Annotated in this window: 12 protein-coding genes; 7 read left to right on the top strand and 5 right to left on the bottom strand. The window is 68.5% G+C overall.

Annotated features, from left to right (window positions below; genetic code table 11):
• Nucleotides 1–140: 140 nt before the first annotated feature.
• The 4 genes from AC07DC_RS28255 to AC07DC_RS28240 all read right to left on the bottom strand — a co-directional run bounded on the left by AC07DC_RS28255 (nt 141) and on the right by AC07DC_RS28240 (nt 7,031).
• On the bottom strand, nt 141–1,595 hold the full coding sequence (locus AC07DC_RS28255) for an endo-1,4-beta-xylanase (protein WP_478917301.1): 1,455 nt from the start codon (nt 1,593–1,595) through the stop codon (nt 141–143).
• Between the two features lie 748 nt (nt 1,596–2,343).
• Nucleotides 2,344–3,792, bottom strand: a complete 1,449-nt coding sequence (locus tag AC07DC_RS28250; RefSeq protein WP_478917300.1) for a glycoside hydrolase family 43 protein — start codon at nt 3,790–3,792, stop codon at nt 2,344–2,346.
• Entirely contained in the window at nt 3,789–6,008 is a 2,220-nt protein-coding gene (locus tag AC07DC_RS28245; RefSeq protein WP_478917299.1) for a glycoside hydrolase family 3 N-terminal domain-containing protein, read from the bottom strand. Before AC07DC_RS28245 ends, AC07DC_RS28250 begins: the two co-directional genes overlap by 4 nt.
• A 9-nt stretch (nt 6,009–6,017) precedes the next feature.
• Complete coding sequence (locus AC07DC_RS28240) at nt 6,018–7,031, bottom strand: LacI family DNA-binding transcriptional regulator (RefSeq protein WP_478917298.1); 1,014 nt, start codon at nt 7,029–7,031, stop codon at nt 6,018–6,020.
• Nucleotides 7,032–7,285: 254 nt separating this feature from the next.
• Here AC07DC_RS28240 and AC07DC_RS28235 point away from each other — a divergent pair, with 254 nt between their 5' ends.
• From AC07DC_RS28235 to AC07DC_RS28205, 7 genes are all read left to right on the top strand, one after another.
• Nucleotides 7,286–8,575, top strand: a complete 1,290-nt coding sequence (locus tag AC07DC_RS28235) for an extracellular solute-binding protein (RefSeq protein WP_478917297.1) — start codon at nt 7,286–7,288, stop codon at nt 8,573–8,575.
• Nucleotides 8,568–9,557, top strand: a complete 990-nt coding sequence (locus AC07DC_RS28230; protein WP_478917296.1) for a carbohydrate ABC transporter permease — start codon at nt 8,568–8,570, stop codon at nt 9,555–9,557. Before AC07DC_RS28235 ends, AC07DC_RS28230 begins: the two co-directional genes overlap by 8 nt.
• Nucleotides 9,554–10,384, top strand: coding sequence for a carbohydrate ABC transporter permease (locus AC07DC_RS28225; protein ID WP_478917295.1), 831 nt, complete (start codon nt 9,554–9,556; stop codon nt 10,382–10,384). The genes AC07DC_RS28230 and AC07DC_RS28225 overlap by 4 nt, the downstream gene beginning before the upstream one ends.
• A 93-nt stretch (nt 10,385–10,477) precedes the next feature.
• A complete protein-coding gene (locus AC07DC_RS28220; protein ID WP_478917294.1) occupies nt 10,478–11,797 on the top strand; it encodes a glycoside hydrolase family 30 protein in 1,320 nt (439 codons plus the stop codon).
• A 32-nt stretch (nt 11,798–11,829) separates the two neighbouring features.
• On the top strand, nt 11,830–12,864 hold the full coding sequence (locus AC07DC_RS28215) for a glycoside hydrolase family 10 protein (RefSeq protein ID WP_478917293.1): 1,035 nt from the start codon (nt 11,830–11,832) through the stop codon (nt 12,862–12,864).
• Complete coding sequence (locus tag AC07DC_RS28210; protein ID WP_478917292.1) at nt 12,861–13,907, top strand: Gfo/Idh/MocA family protein; 1,047 nt, start codon at nt 12,861–12,863, stop codon at nt 13,905–13,907. Before AC07DC_RS28215 ends, AC07DC_RS28210 begins: the two co-directional genes overlap by 4 nt.
• Nucleotides 13,904–14,764 carry a DUF6807 domain-containing protein gene (locus AC07DC_RS28205; protein WP_478917291.1) on the top strand — a complete coding sequence of 287 codons (861 nt, stop codon included), beginning with the start codon at nt 13,904–13,906 and terminating at the stop codon, nt 14,762–14,764. Before AC07DC_RS28210 ends, AC07DC_RS28205 begins: the two co-directional genes overlap by 4 nt.
• Before the next feature lie 62 nt (nt 14,765–14,826).
• Here the strand turns inward: AC07DC_RS28205 and AC07DC_RS28200 are convergent, their stop codons facing one another.
• Nucleotides 14,827–16,056, bottom strand: a complete 1,230-nt coding sequence (locus AC07DC_RS28200) for an RNA-guided endonuclease InsQ/TnpB family protein (RefSeq protein ID WP_478917290.1) — start codon at nt 16,054–16,056, stop codon at nt 14,827–14,829.
• Between the last annotated feature and the right edge of the window lie 64 nt (nt 16,057–16,120).

Here is a 16,120-nt window from a genome sequence, read left to right as displayed (position 1 = left end):
GCCCCCCCCCCCCCCCCCCGGGGTTGTGGCCGGGGGGTTTTGTTTGTTCGTGGGCTGGGTGGGGGCGGGCCCGCACCCCAGGGGGTGGCCCGCCCCCCCCCACCACACCCTTCATCGATTCACGCTGTCGCCGTGGCAGATCAGCTGCGGGTCCAGTGTTGGTTGCTGCCGTTCCAGCAGGAGTAGAGCTGGATCAGGGTGCCGTTGGCGGTGCCGTTGGCGGCGGCATCCAGGCAGAGGCCGGACTGGACGCCGGCGATGGATCCGTCGGAGTTGAGGCGCCATTTCTGGTTGTCGCCACCCCAGCAGCTGTAGATCTGGACTTTGGCGCCGTTGCCGGTGCCGGCGGCGTCCAGACACTTGTTGCCGTAGACCCTGAGCTCGCCTGCGGTGGTGTAGGTCCACTGCTGGTTGGTGCGGTTGTTGCAGTCCCACAAGTTGAGCTGGGTGCCGTCAGTGGTGCTGGCGCCGGGCACGTCCAGGCAGCGGCCTGAACCGACCCCCTTGATCTGTCCAGAACCGGGCGAAGAGGTCGGAGTGGGGGTTTGAGTGGGTGTGGGGGAGGCGGCGTTGAGTGCGTTGAGGACGGAGGTGTAGGCGGGCTTTTTGCTCCCGTCGCCGTTGAACAGCAGCGGCGTTTGCTCCGATCGCCAGGAGTCGGTGTCGCGCACACCCCAGACGGTGATGCCGAGGCAGCGCGGGACGGCCAGGCAGTCGTTGGTCACGTTGGCGTAGGTCGTGGCCGAGGCGCCCTGGATGTCGAGTTCGGTGATGGCCACATCGACGCCGAGCGCGGCGAAGCTCTGCAGGGTGGTGCGGAAGTTGCTGTTGTAGGGGCTGTCGTTGTTGAAGTGCGACTGGAAGCCGACGCAGTCGATCGGCACGCCGCGCTGCTTGAAGTCTCGGACCATGGCGTACACGGCCTGGGTTTTGGCCCAGGTCCAGTTCTCGACGTTGTAGTCGTTGTAGCAGAGCTTGGCGGCCGGGTCGGCGGCGCGCGCCGTGCGGAAGGCGACCTCGATCCAGTCGTTGCCGGTGCGCTGCAGGTTGGAGTCGCGCCGGGCCCCCGAGCTGCCGTCGGCGAAGGCCTCGTTCACGACGTCCCACTGGACGAGCTTGCCCTTGTAGTGGGCCATCACGCCGTTGATGTGGTTGGTCATCGCCTGGCGCAGCGTGCTGCCGCTGAGGTTCTGCATCCAGCCGGGCTGCTGGGAGTGCCAGGCCAGGGTGTGACCCCGTACCTGCTTGCCGTTCTGCACCGCCCAGTTGTAGACGCGGTCACCAGCGGTGAAGTTGAACTGGCCCTGCTGGGGTTCGGTGGCGTCGATCTTCATCTCGTTCTCGGGCGTCACCATGTTGAACTCGCGGCCCGCGATCGTCGTGTACGCCGAGTCGTTGAGCCTGCCCGAGGCGATGGCGGTGCCGAAGTAACGGCCGCTCTGCGCCGCCGCGCCACCGAGCGTGCTGTCGGCGGCGTGTGAGGTCAGCGGCGCCACCAGCACGGCGGCCGCACCGAGGACACCGACGACCAGGGCCGTACACAGACCGGCGATCTTCCGGTGGACCGTGGGTGGGGGAATGGCATTTAAGCGCATGGCTGAGCCTCCAGGATGGAAATCACGGAAGGATTGGAGCGCGGCAGCATAAATCCGCGTCAGCGACGCCCGCGTCCATTGACAAAGGACGTTCACCACCAGGGCGCAACTATCCAAGGGCGGCACTCGGAACTCGGGCGGACGTGCGATACCACCTCGGAACTCAGTGTGGAAACCTTGCCGAAACATGTCAAGAGTTTCGAAAGGATTTCGATAATGCTTCCTTCGAGGAAGCTCGTTAGTGGCATTCGGATACACAAAGGTCATCGAAAGTTTTCGATGAGGATCACCTGAACGGGGCTGTTATTGAACAGGCAAAATCGGTAGATCACGTGATGTCACCTGCCGTCTTGTGCCGGCTTCTGGACATCCACCACATTCACTTTCGGACAAAAGCAGAGAGGAACCCGGGCCGGGCACAGATGTGGGCGCCGGCAAGTGGGCGCTGGATCTGAAGGGCGGCCCCTGAGGAGAGATCCCGCCATAAAGGAGTATTTCCTTCAGTTCACATCTCGGGGACGCCGATATCCGTTGCGCCAGGGCGGCCACCCGTTGACGGGGAGCGTAACTTCATGTGCAATCCGTATCCGGCCCGCGCAGATGGACGGTCCTCGGGACTGCTGCCGGCGAGGACCTCGGCGAACGTTGCACCAACGGCATCGCCGTCGCTCAAGCCGCGGTCGCGGTGGCGCACTTCCAGCGAACCGTCCTGCCCGGCGAGAAACCAGCGGCCTCGGCCGACAGAGCACTACTGGTGTCCAGGCGGTTCCTGACGGCTTGGGTACGTGATGTCGAACCACGAGAAGTGGGCTTGGGTGCTGGAGGGGCGGCCGTTGGAGGTGGCGTAGAGGCCGAGCTGGATGCTGGTGAACAGCGGGGTGAGGAAGGTGGCTTCGACGGTGGCCAGGTCCTGCCAGGCGCCGTCGGGTGCCGCGTGGGCGAAGGTGTGGCTGAAGCCGCGGATGCGGACCCCCAGGCGAATGGGGCCTGCGGGGACGCGAATGCCGGCCAGGACCTCGGGCCCGTGCAGGAGGCTGAGCCCTTGCGTGGTGCGGAGGAAGAGGAGGTGGGTGTCGTCGTCGAGGACTACGGCGAGGCCTGCCTGTTCGTCCGGTGCGGCGGGGGTGAAGTGCAGTTCGGTGGAGACGTCGCAGGCGGGCTGTTCCTGGGGGCGGGCCAGGAGGGACGGGGCGGTGCGTTCGCCGAGGCGTTCCGGCCGGAGCCGGAGGCGGAGCCCGTCGCCGGTGGTCCAGAACTTCGCGCGCGGGGTGCGGAGGGCGCTCCAGTCGGGGGAGAGGACGGTGAAGTCGTCGTGCAGCGGGCGGCGGAGGTCGGTGTGGTTGACGGGGGAGAAGACCGGCCAGCCGTCGTCCCAGTTGATCCGGCTGAGGAAGGTCTCACGGCCGAGGGCGGAGCCCGGGCGGACGCCCAGGAGGACGGCCCGCCAGTCGCCGTACGGGGTTTGGACGAGGTCGGCGTGCCCGGTGCAGGTGACCGGTCCCCCGGCCGGTGGTAGCACCGGGTTGCCGGGGGCGCCGCTGTAGGGGCCGGTCACGCGCTCGGCGCGGGCGGCCACCACGCTGTGGTCCACGTCGGTGCCGCCCTCGGCGGTGATCAGGAGATAGCTGCCGTCGATCTTGTAGAGGTGCGGGGCTTCCGACCATCGGGCGCCCGGGTGGCTTCCCGGCCACAGGACGTGCTCGGGGCCGGTGAGCCGTCGTTCGCGGGGCAGGTATTCGCGCATCCAGATCTCGGTGTGGCCCGCGGCTTCGTCCACGACTCGTGCGGCGGTGAACCAGGCCCGGCCGTCGTCGTCGAAGAACAGCGACGGGTCGAAGCCCTCGCCGTCCAGCCAGTGCGGTTCCGACCACGGCCCCGCCGGGTCGGTCGCCGTGACGACGAAATGGCCGGGGCCGTCCATCAGCGTGCAGACGAGATGGAAGACGCCGTCATCGTGCCGGATCGTCGGTGCGAACAGGCCGCGTGAGGGCTCGCACCCATCGAGGTCGAGCTGAGACGCGCGGTCGAGTGCGGAGCCGAGGCGCCGCCAGTTCACGAGATCGCGGCTGTGGAACACGGGAAGGCCCGGGAACCATTCGAAGCTGGACGTCACCAGGTAGTAGTCCGCTCCCACTCGGCAGACGGACGGGTCGGGCCGGAACCCGGGCAGGACGGGATCACCGAACCGTGTGGTCATGGGACCGGGACGATCTCGACCGGTACGGACAGCACCCGGTCGCCCGCCGGGTGACGTATGGGTCCTTCCAGAGTGAAGGAGCCCTGGAGCGGGAGGTCGCCGCTGGACCGTCCGACGGCCACGCCGATCTCCCCGGGCTCCACTCTTCTGCGCAGATCGAGACCGGTGAAAGCGGTCCGGTCGGCATGGACGGAGAAGGTGATCCGGGCGGCCGCGCCCGGCTGCAGCTCGACCCTGCCGAATCCGGCGAGCCACCGCTGCGGCCGGACGACGGACGCCACAGGGTCCGAGAGGTACAGCTGGACCACCTCGGTCCCGGCCACTTCGCCGATGTTGCGTACGGTGACCGAAACGGCGACGGCCCCGTCCGTCGCGGTGACGGGATCCACCGAGAGCTCCGAGTGAGTGAAGCTGGTCCAGCTCAGTCCGTGTCCGAAGGGGAACAGCGGAGTCGGGTCCACCGAACTCCAGTCGGTGTGGCCGCCGAGCCTGGCGTGCAGGTAGGTGCCGGGCTGGCCGCCCACCTGGCGGGGGATGGAGACGGGCAGCCTCCCGGACGGTTCCGCGGCTCCGCGGATGATCCGGGCCAGCGCCGTCCCGCCCTCTTCGCCGGGGAAGAAGGCCTGCACCACGGCCGAGGCCCGCTCGGCCAGCGAGCCGAGCGCGTAGGGCCGTCCGGAGACGACGACCAGGATGGTCGGCACCCCGGAGTCCAGGACGGCGGAGGCGAGGGCGGCCTGGTCGCCGGGCAGGTCGAGGGTCTCGGCGTCGCAGCCCTCCCCGGAGGTGCCGCGGCCGAACATCCCGGCCCGGTCCCCGAGCAGCAGCACGTTCACGTCCGGATCGTCCACGGTGACCGTGAACCCGGCAGCGGTGAGCGCTTCGCCGAGCGTCGGGATCTCCACCCCGAGGTCGCCGGGCAGCGCGACGTGGTTGGGGAAGGAGTAGCAGCCGAGGAAGGACTGAGGGTCGTCGGCGTACGGCCCGCTGATCGCGACCCGGCACGGCTGCAGCGGCAGTGTGCCGTCGTTGGCGAGCAGCACGGTGGACCGTTCGGCCAGGAGCCTGGCCAGTGCCCGGTTTTCCGGCGGGTCGAGGTCGACCGGCTCGGGCTTGACGGGTTCCCAGTCGGGGTCGAGCAGGCCGAGTTCGGCCTTTTGCAGCAGGACCCGTTCCGCGGCCCGGTCGATGAGCTCCTCGGATACGCTTCCTGACCGCACGAGGTCGGTCAGCGGCTCGCCGTAGCAGCGGGCCGTGGGCAGCTCGACGTCGATTCCGGCGGTCAGCGCCAGTGCGCCGGCCGCGCCGCGCGATCCGGTGACACCGTGCCGGGTCTCCAGGAACGAGATGGCGTAGTAGTCGGCGACGACGACACCGCTGAAACCGAGTTCGCCCCTGAGCAGCTCCGTCAGCAGTCGTTCGTCGGCGGCGACCGGGACGCCGTCCACATCGGTGTAGCTGTTCATCACCGACCGGGCGCCTCCCTCGCGCAGTGCCCGTACGAACGGCTCGACGAGTACGTCGGCGAACTCGCGCGGGCCCGACGAGACGGGTGCCATGTTCCGGCCGCCGCGCGAGGCCGAGTACCCGGCGAAGTGCTTGAGTGTCGCCACGATCCCGGAGCCTTCCAAGCCCTGCACGTAGGCGGTGCCGATCGCTCCGACGAGATAAGGATCCTCACCTATGCACTCTTCGGTCCTGCCCCACCGGTAGTCGCGGACCACGTCGAGCACCGGAGCCAGCCCTTGGTGGACGCCGACCCGCCGCATCCCCGCGCCGATGGCGGCGGCCATCTGGCGCACCAGCCCGGGATCGAAGGACGCACCCCAGGCCAGCGGCCCGGGGAAGACCGTCGCACCGAACGTCATGAACCCGGTCAGGCATTCCTCGTGAGCGACCGCCGGGATCCCGAACCGTCCGGATGCGGTCACCTGCTGCTGGAGCGAGGCGAGCCGCTCCATCCCGGCTGCCGCGGTGATCGGCGCGGTGCCGTACACCCGGGTGAGCTGGCCGAGTCCGTGGGCGACGATGTCGTCGAGGCCGGGCGCGGACTCACCTGAATCGTCCTCCATCGGCGCGACGGGTGTTCCCGGATTCGAGGGCAACGCCCAGAAGCCGGTGAGTTGCCCCGCCTTCTCCTCCATCGTCATCCGTTTCAGCAGATCGGCGACGCGCACGGACGCGGGCAGGAGGGGGTCACGCCAGGGCTCGGTCAAGGGGTTCTCCTAGGGACGGGGCGGGGCGGTGGAGAGCCGGACCTTGAGCTCGGTCGAGAGCTCCATCCGGGGGCTGACCAGGGGCTGGTCCTCCAGAAGCTGGAACAGGGTGCGGGCGGCGAGTCGGCCCATCTCCTCCAGCGGCTGGCGCACCGTCGTCAGTGGTGGTGACAGCCATTCGCACATCGGCAGGTCGTCGAAGCCGACCACGCTCAGGTCCTGCGGGATGCTCAGCCCGCCCTGCCGGGCCGCTTCGTAGACGCCCATCGCCTGCTGGTCGCTGCCGGCGAAGATGGCGGTCGGCGGCTCGGGGAGGGCGAGCAGTTCCTGGGCACGCTGGAACCCGCCCTCGTGCTGGAAGTCGCCGAATCGGATCAGATCGCGGTCGACCTCGATCCCGGCCCGCTCCAGCGCGGCCCGGTACCCGTCGATGCGGGCCTGGCTGCAGAGCATCTCCTTGCGCCCGCCGATCGTGGCGATCCGGCGGTGCCCCAACTCGAGCAGGTGCTCAGTGGCGGCGAGGCCGCCCGCCCAGTTGGTCGCGCCGATGCTCGGCACACCGTTGCCCGGCAGGTCGATCGGATCGATGACGACCAGGGCCACCCCGGCCTGTTCGACCTGGGCGCGCTGGGCGTGGGTGACCGAGGCGGTGACGAGGATGACGCCGTCGCTGTGGTGCAGGACCGGCAGCGCGGCCCAGCTCGACGGCGTGGCCTCGCCCGGTGGGACGAGCGAGACGACGGTGCCGACGCTGCGCTGGGCACACTCGGCCTCGACGCCGCGCAGTATCTCCACCGCCCACGCGCTGTCCAGGCCGCCGATGATCAAGTCGACCAGGCCCGACCTGCGGGCCCTGCCCTGCCGGCCGGGGTGGAGGTAGTTGCGAGACCGCAGCAGGCTCTCAATGCGTTCGCGTGTGGAGGGTGCGACATCGGAGCGGCCGTTGATCACCTTGGACACGGTGGCCTGGGAGACCCCTGCCTCCGCGGCGATGACGGCCAGGGTCGGACGCTGCTCGCTCAACTTCTCTCCTCTGCGCGGACGCCTTGGGCCGGCGACAAGTATCGCAAACTTTCGAAGAGTTTCCGGTCGGCGCGACCTGCCTGTCAAGCCCGAGGCGAGGTCCTGTTCATGGACAAATCGACGACGGGTTGACCAAATTCGACGACAGGTCTTGACCGAGAGGCCTCATGTTCCTAGTTTATGGCAGCACTGAATTCGAGAGGATTTCGAAACAATTTCGAGCGCGAATCCGACATTCCCACCCCGGAGGTCCCATGGCCAGTACCTTCCCGAGCCGACGACGCTTCCTGGCGCTCTCGGCCCTGACCGCACTGTCCGTCCCGCTGGCCACGGCCTGCGGCGGTGACGACTCCGACAAGCCGGCGGCCGACGGCAAGGTGACCTTCGCGTGGTGGAACATCGCCACGACGGAACCGGGCAAGTCCCTCTTCCCGCAGATCTCCTCGGCGTTCACGGCCGCCCACCCGAACATCACGATCAAGGCCACCTCGTTGGAGAACGAGGCGTTCAAGTCCAAGCTGACCGCCACCACCTCGTCGGGCAAGCTCCCCGACGTCTTCCAGACCTGGGGCGGCGGCGTGCTGCGGCAGCAGATCGACGCGGGGCTGGTCGAGGATCTCACCGACGTGTTCGGCTGGTCGTCACAACTCACCCCGGTCTCGCTGCAGGCCTATCAGTTCGAGGGCCGGACCTACGCGGTGCCCTACGACGTCGGAATGGTCGGCTTCTGGTACAACAAGAAGCTCTTCGCCAAGGCCGGGATCACCGCGCCACCGGCCACCTGGGCCGAGTTCCTCGAAGACGTCAGGAAGCTCAAGGCGGCGGGCGTCACTCCGATCGCCCTCGCGGGCAAGGAGAAATGGCCAGGCCACTACTACTGGGCCTACCTCGCGATGCGCGTCGCAGGCCTCCCCGCGCTGCAGCAGGCCGCGACCACCAAGGACTTCACCGGCGCCGGCTTCGTCCAGGCGGGCACCCACCTCAAGGAGTTGGTCGACCTCCAGCCGTTCCAGATGGCCTTCCTCGGCGCCGGCTACTCCACCCCCGGCGGCCAGGCCGCGACCATGGGCAACGGCAAGGCCGCCATGGAGCTGATGGGGCAGTGGGCACCGTCGGTGCAGAAGGACGCGGGCGCCGACCTCGGAGCGGACCTGGGATTCTTCCCCTTCCCGACAGTCGACGGCGGAGTCGGCCAGGCCACCGAGGTGTTCGGCGGTGGCGGCGGCTTCGCGCTGCGCAAGGGCGCCCCGAAGGAGGCCCTGGACTTCCTGAAGTTCTTCGTTCTGCAGAACGAGTCCAAGCTGCTGGCCTCCAACGGCTACCTGCCGGTGGTCAAGGGCGCGGAGAGCCAACTCACCGACCCCAACAAGAAGGTGGTGGCCGAGAGCCTGGTCAAGGCGACTGGCTTCCAGCTCTTCCTCGACCAGGCCTACCCGCCGGCAGTCGGCCAGGAGGTCAACGACAGCGTCGCCGACCTCATCGCGGGCCAGAAGACGCCCGAGCAGGTCACCAAGTCGATCACCGCGGCCGCGAAGGGTGCCTAGCTCCGTGTCTACCCCGACCAAGGAGCGGACGCGGGACGCCGTGCGGGTGCGCCCGCCGGCCCCGGCCCGGTCGCGCCTGCGCGGGCTGAGAAGCTGGGCGTCGGTCGCCTGGTACCTCGTCCCGGCCCTGGTCCTCTTCCTCGTCTTCGTCCTCGCCCCGATCGCCGTCGCCGTCTACACCGGCTTCTTCAAGTGGGGCGGGATCGGCCCCATGGACGACTTCGTCGGCTTCGAGAACTACACCAAGCTGTTCGACGATCAGGTCTTCCTCGGTGATCTGGGGCGCGGGCTGTACCTGATCGTCCTGTCGATCACGGTGCAGCTGCCGTTCGCGCTGTTCACCGCGGTCCTGCTCAACCAGAGGCTGCGTGGCCGGGCCGTCTACCGGATGCTGTTCTTCGCGCCGTACATCCTGTCCGAGGTGGTCACGGCGGTCCTCTTCACCATGATCTTCCTTCCCGGCGACGGCATGGCCGACCATCTCGCCGGCGCTCTCGGCCTGGAGGGGCTGCAGGGCAAGTGGCTCGCCGACCCCTCGACGGTCATGCCGACCCTGTTCGTGGTCATGGTCTGGAAGTACTTCGGCTTCCACATGATGCTCTACCTCGCCGGGCTGCAGAGCATCCCGGGCGAGATCCTCGAGGCCGCCTCCATCGACGGCGCCGGCGCCTGGCAGCGCTTCCGGCACGTGACGCTGCCGCTGCTCGGCCCGACCATCCGGATCAGCGTCTTCCTTTCGATCATCGGGGCCATCCAACTCTTCGACCTCGTCTGGGTCATGACCGCGGGCGGGCCCAACCACTCCTCCGAGACGATGGCGATCTCGATGTTCCAGTTCGGCTTCAAGCGCTACCAGGTCGGCTACGCCAGCGCGATCAGCGTGGTGATGTTCATGATCTGCATGATCTTCTCCCTCTTCTACCAGCGTTACGCGCTCCGCCGTGACCTGAGCGGGGCCATCACCTCAGGAGGCGGTCGATGAACGCCCGCAGGACGGCACGCGGCCTGTCGCTGCATGCGGTGATCTGGCTGATCGGCGCGTTCGTCGTCGTGCCGCTGATCTACGCGGTGATCTCCGGGTTCAAGAGCACCGGCGAGTTGACGACCAACCCGTTCGGGCTGCCGGAGCACTGGAAGGCCGGCAACTACACCGGCATTCTCGGCGACGGCATGTTCTGGCGGCAGATCGCCAACAGCGCGGGCATCGCGATCGGCACGGCGAGCTGCACGGTGGCGGTCTCCGCGATGGCTGCGTTCGTGCTGGCCCGCTACGCCTTCCGGGGCAGGGAGCTGTTCTACACGCTGTTCACGATCGGGCTGATGTTCCCGTTCGCGGTGGCCGTCCTGCCGCTGTTCCTGCTGCTGCGCAACTTCGACCTGCTCGACAACCCGCTCGGAGTGATCCTCCCGCAGGCGGCCTTCGGGCTCCCGATGACGATCATCATTCTGCGCGGTTTCTTCCGGACCATCCCGGCGGAGGTCGAGGAGGCGGCCATCGTGGACGGCTGCGGCAAGTTCCGCTTCTTCTGGAAGATCCTGCTGCCGATGGCGCGTCCGGCGCTCGGGACGGTCTCAGTGCTGGCGATCGTCACGAGCTGGAACAACTTCTTCCTGCCGCTGCTGGTGTTCAACGACCCGAAATGGCAGACGATCCCGGTCGGCGTCCAGCAGTTCCAGGGCCAGTACTCGACCGACTACGCGCTCGTCCTCGCCTACATCGTGCTCGCCATGGTCCCCGCCCTCGCCTTCTACGCCGTCGCCGAGCGGCAGCTGATCGGCGGCCTCACCGCGGGCGCCACCAAGGGCTGACCCGTCCCGCGTGACCTCCACCCCCGAGGAGACGTTGTGAAACGCCTGACCGCACTGACAGCGGTATTTTTGTTAGCGTTAACATCCCAGGCCGTGGCCGCCCCCGCGCGACCCGGCATCGACTTCAGCGCCGCGCTCCAGCCCATCGACGGATTCGGCTTCTCGATGGCCTTCCAGCGGGCCGACCTGCTGCACGGCGCGCGCGGCCTCAGCCCGGCCAAGCAGCGCGAGGTGCTCGACCTGTTGCTCAGTCAGGACAAGGGCGCGGGCCTTTCGATCCTGCGCCTGGGCATCGGGTCGTCGACCGACACGGTCTACGACCACATGCCGACGATCCTGCCGGCCGATCCCGGCGGGCCGGACGCTACGCCGAAGTACGTCTGGGACGGCTGGGACGGCGGCCAGGTCTGGCTCGCAAAGGAGGCCAAGGCCTACGGCGTCAAACGGTTCTTCGCCGACGCCTGGAGCGCCCCGGCCTTCATGAAGACCAACGGAAGCGAGAACAACGGTGGCGAGCTTCGGCCCGAATGGCGTCAGTCCTACGCGAACTACCTCGTCCAGTACGCGAAGTTCTACCGGCAGGAAGGCATCAGGATCACCGACCTGGGATTCACCAACGAACCCGACTGGACGGCGACCTACGCCTCGATGCGGTTCACACCGCAGCAGGCCGTCGACTTCCTCAAGGTGCTCGGGCCCACCGTCCGCGCGTCCGGACTGAAGACCGGAGTGGTCTGCTGCGACGCCGCGGGCTGGGACCGGCAGGCCGCCTACACCGAGGCCATCGAGGCGGACCCCGCGGCCGACAAGGCCGTGCGGACCATCACCGGCCACCGCTACAGCGGTCCGGCCCAGGTCCCGCAGCCGACCGACAAACACGTGTGGATGTCGGAATGGTCGCCGGACGGCTCCACGTGGGACGAGCACTGGGACGACGGCAGCGGCTACGACGGTCTCACCGTCGCGGCCGACATCCAGAACACCCTGACCGTCGGCAACGCCAGTGCCTATGTCTACTGGACCGGCGCGTCCCTCGGCGCGACCCGGGGGCTCATCCAGCTCGCCAACCCCGGTGACGACTACCGGGTGTCCAAGCGGTTCTGGGCACTGGCCGCCTTCAGCCGGTTCATCCGCCCCGGCGCCGTCCGCGTGCCGGTCACGGACGCCGACCCGGCACTGCGGGTCACCGCCTTCCGTAACGCCGACGGCAGCCGCGTGATCGAGATCCTCAATACCGCGGCCACCGAGAGCTCCGCCGAGTTCTCGCTTCGCGGCGGGCATGACCGGCACCCCGACGGCTACGTCACCGACGAGACCCGCTCGGTCACCCCGGCCGACATCGTCTCCACGCACGGCACGACCCTCACGGCGACGCTCGCCCCGCGCGCGCTGACCACGATCGTCCTCGACTGACCAGCCCAGCACCCGAGGAGACCGGCATGTCCATGACCCGAATACTTGCCGCCCTGTCGGCCGCCGTCTGCCTCGCGGCCGGACTCGCCGCCGCGCCCGCCGCCGCCGAGCACCGTCCCAGGACGCTCGGCGAACTGGCCGAGAAGCACCACAAGTACTTCGGCTCCGCCACCGACAACCCCGAGTTCACCGACGCCTCCTACCTCAAGCTCCTCGGCAGCGAATTCGGGCAGACCACCCCGGGCAACGCCATGAAGTGGTACGCCACCGAGCCCGAGCGCGGCGTCTTCGACTTCACCGCCGCCGACCAGGTCGTCGCGTTCGCCAAGGCCCACCACCAGAAGGTCCGCGGCCACACCCTCATCTGGCACAACCAGCTCCCCGCCTGGCTCACCGAGGGCACCTGGACCGCCGACGAGCTGCGCGCCATCCTCAAGAACCACATCCAGACCGAGGTCCGGCACTTCAAGGGCCAGGTGATCCACTGGGATGTCGTCAACGAGGCCTTCAACGAGGACGGCACCTACCGCGAGACGCTCTTCTACAAGACGCTCGGCCCCGGCTACATCGCCGACGCCCTGCGCTGGGCCCACGAGACCGACCGGCACGCCAAGCTGTACCTCAACGACTACAACATCGACGGGATCGGCCCCAAGAGCGACGCCTACTACACCCTGATCAAGCAGTTGAAGGCCGACGGTGTCCCGGTGGAGGGCCTCGGCATCCAGGGCCATCTGGCGCTCCAGTACGGATTCCCCGCCGACGTCCAGCAGAACATGCAGCGCTTCGCCGACCTCGGGGTCGAGGTCGCGGTCACCGAGCTCGACATCCGGATGAACCTGCCCGCCACCCCGGACAAGCTCGCCACCCAGGCCACCTGGTACGCCGACTACGTCAAGGCCTGCCTGGCGGTCAAGAAGTGCGTCGGCGTCACCATCTGGGACTACACCGACAAGTACTCGTGGATCCCCGCGGTCTTCCCCGGTGAGGGCGCAGCACTGCCCTACGACGAGAACCTGCTGCCCAAGCCCGCCTACTACTCGATCAAGAAGGTGCTGGGCGGATGATCAGAACGGCGATCGTCGGAACGGGCGGGATCGCGGGCATCTGCCACGTTCCCGCCCTCCGGGCCCAGGCGCACCGGGCCGTGATCGTGGCAGCCGTCGACGTGGACGCCACGCGCGCCGAGGCGTTCGCGGCCGAACACGGCATTCCCGCGGTCTACACCGACCTGCGCACGATGCTCGAGGAACAGCGACCGGACCTCGTGCACCTGTGCACGCCTCCGTTCCTGCACGCCGACCAGGCCGTGGCCTGCCTGGAGTCGCAGGCGTGGGTGTGGTGCGAGAAACCGGTGGCGCTGTCGCTGGCGGAGCTCGACCGGATCCGTGCCGCAGAGGGGCCCGCCCTCGCAGGCGCGGTGTTCCAGCACCGGTACGGCTCGGGGGTCCGGAACCTGCGCGACCAGATCGCGGCCGGGACGCTGGGCCGTCCGCTGGTCGCGCAGTGCGTCACGGCGTGGCACCGCGACGACGCCTACTACGACGTGCCCTGGCGCGGCACCTGGGAGAGCGAGGGCGGCGGCCCGACGCTGGGCCACGGCATCCACCAGATGGACCTGATGCTCGCGGTACTCGGCGAATGGGCCGAGGTACGCGCGATGGCCGGCCGCCTCGAGCGCGACGTCCAGACCGAGGACGTGTCCGCGGCCCTGGTCCGGTTCGACAACGGAGCCATCGCGACGGTCCTCAACAGCGTCCTGTCCCCACGCGAGGAGAGCTACCTGCGGTTCGATCTCACCGACGCCACGGTCGAGCTGCGGCATCTCTACGGCTACTCCAACGCGGACTGGACGTTCACGACCAGGTCGTCCGGCGTGAAGTGGGAGCCGCCGGACGACCTGCCCAGCTCGCACACCGCCCAGCTCGCGGCCTTCCTGGACGGCTACGACGCGGGCATCCGGCCCGACCTCGGCAGGCCCACCATGGAACTGGTCACCGCCTTGTACAAGGCCGCGATCACCGGCCTGCCGGTCCGGCGCGGGGAGATCGACGCGGCCGACCCGTTCTACGGCTCGCTCAACGGAGGGCACCCGGAGGTGTTCCGATGACGTTCGAACTCCTCGAGAACGAGGACTCGCTGACCGTCCGAGCCCGCGACGTCGACCTCTTCCGGTACGTACACCAGCCGGTCATGGTCCCCTTCGAGGCACCGAAGCCCTACCTGCATCCGGTGCGCACGCTCGCCGGCGACGTGGTCACCGGGTACCGGCCGCACGACCACCGCTGGCACAAGGGCGTCCAGATCACGGCGTCATGGGTGTCGGGGCAGAACTTCTGGGGCGGCGGCACCTACCTGCGCGGCCAGGGCTACGTGGACCTGCCGAACCTCGGCACGATGCGCAGCCTCACCCTGTCCGCCGCAACGGGCCACGGCCGCGCCGTGATCACCGAGGACCTGGCCTGGCACACGATGGCGGGGGAGCACTGGATCGACGAGCGCCGCACGCTGACCGCACGCGACGTCGAGGCCGACTCCTGGACCCTGGAGGTCACCACCGCGCTGACCAACGTCCTCGACACCGATCTGATGTTCGGTAGCCCCGGCACACAGGGCAGGAAGCTCGCCGGATACTCCGGCCTGTTCTGGCGCGGCCCGCGCGACTTCACCGGCGGCGACGTGATCGGCCCCGCGATGGGCGAACAGGGCGACTGGCTGGCCTTCATCGGCACCCACGACGAGGTCGACCGCTCCTCCACGCTCCTGTTCCTGGACGATCCCGACGCCCCCTGCCACTGGTTCGTCCGCAGCGAGCCCATCCCCGCCGTCAACCCGTCTCTGGCGTTCGACAAGGAACTGCCGCTGGCCCCGGGCGACACCCTGTCGCGCCGCTACCGGATCGTCGTGGCTAACGGCGCCTGGGCCCCCGGGCGGCTGTCCCGCCATATCGCGGAACACCCGTGTTGAATCCTCCCCTCCCTGAAGGGAGGCGATTCCTCACTCTCCAGGGCTGATTGGGGATTTCTAGCTCACGCTGCCAGGCCAGGCAGCGCCTGGTCAGGTCTTCCACGATCAGCACTAGCCGGGTTGAGACCAGCCCGGACCAGCATCACGTATGCGGAGTTCTTGTCCCTGGAGGACACGGCTCCGCACACGGTGCAGGCATACGTTCGCATCGAAAGAGGTAGTGCGTGCTTGGTTCTCGCTCCGCACTGCGCGCAGTCCATCGTGGTGTGCGCGGAGTGGACAAGGTGCACGGTCCGGCCGTGCTTGCGGCCTATCTCGATCAGGGCCGTCTTCGTCGCGGAGATCGCCGCGTCGGCCGCCTTGCGGGCCATGGTGGACTTCGCGAGGAACTTCGGACGGAAGTCCTCCACCGCGAGGGCGTCGTGGTCGCGGACCACGGACTTGGCCCACTTGCGGCCGGTGTCCTGGCGTTGCCGGGCGACCTTCTTGTGGAGCTTCGCCGTCAGCTTCTTCGCCGCCTGGTAGCCCTTCGATGCGGGCTTGCCCTTCGGGGGCTTACGCCGGGTCATCATCCGCTGGTAGCGAGCGAGCTTGGTCGCGGCCGTGCGCCCGTGCTGGGCGTGGGGGAGGTCGTGGGCGTCGGATGTGGTGGTCGCGGTCTCGCGCACGCCCCAGTCGATACCGATCACACGGCCGGTCTCCGGCAGCGGCTCGATCCCGGCGCAGACGACGAAGGACGCGTACCAGGCTCCCGTGCCGTCCTGATAGACACGCACGCTGGACGGAGCGGCCGGGAGTTCCCTCGACCACACGACCGTCAGCACGATCCCGCCGGCCAGGTGCAGTTTCCCGTCCTTCAACCGGAAGCCGTGCTTGGTGTAGTTGAGGGACGGCCGGGCTTCCCGCTTCTTCTTGTACTTCGGCATCCCGGACCGCTGACGCATCGGCAGCCGGTCCTTGATGTCCATCTGCGCCTTGGCGCGGGACTTCCCGAAGTCCCGGATCAACTGCTGCTGCGGAACGCTGGAGCCCTCACGCAGCCACGTGTTCGCCTTGCGGGCTTCGGTCAGCATCTTGTCGAGCTGCGCGGGGCCGCAGGTCCGCTTGCCCGTTCCTTCGGGGCGGTTCTTGTTCGCGAGGTGCGTCTGCTTCGACTTCGCGCAGGACTCGTTCCACACCCACCGGCACCGGTCCCACTCGCCCGTCAGTGCCGTGCGGGCCGTCGACGACACACGCAGCCGGTAGGTGTACCGCGCGTGCGCGGACCCCTCGGCCATCTCCGGTGCCGTCATGCGATCAACCTACCGGCGGCCACTGACAGTGCCGTTCCGCCCGGAGGCGGAACGGCGTTTCCGG

Source organism: Streptomyces sp. NPDC045021, assembly GCF_056432645.1.
This window is presented reverse-complemented; position numbering and strand designations above follow the sequence as displayed.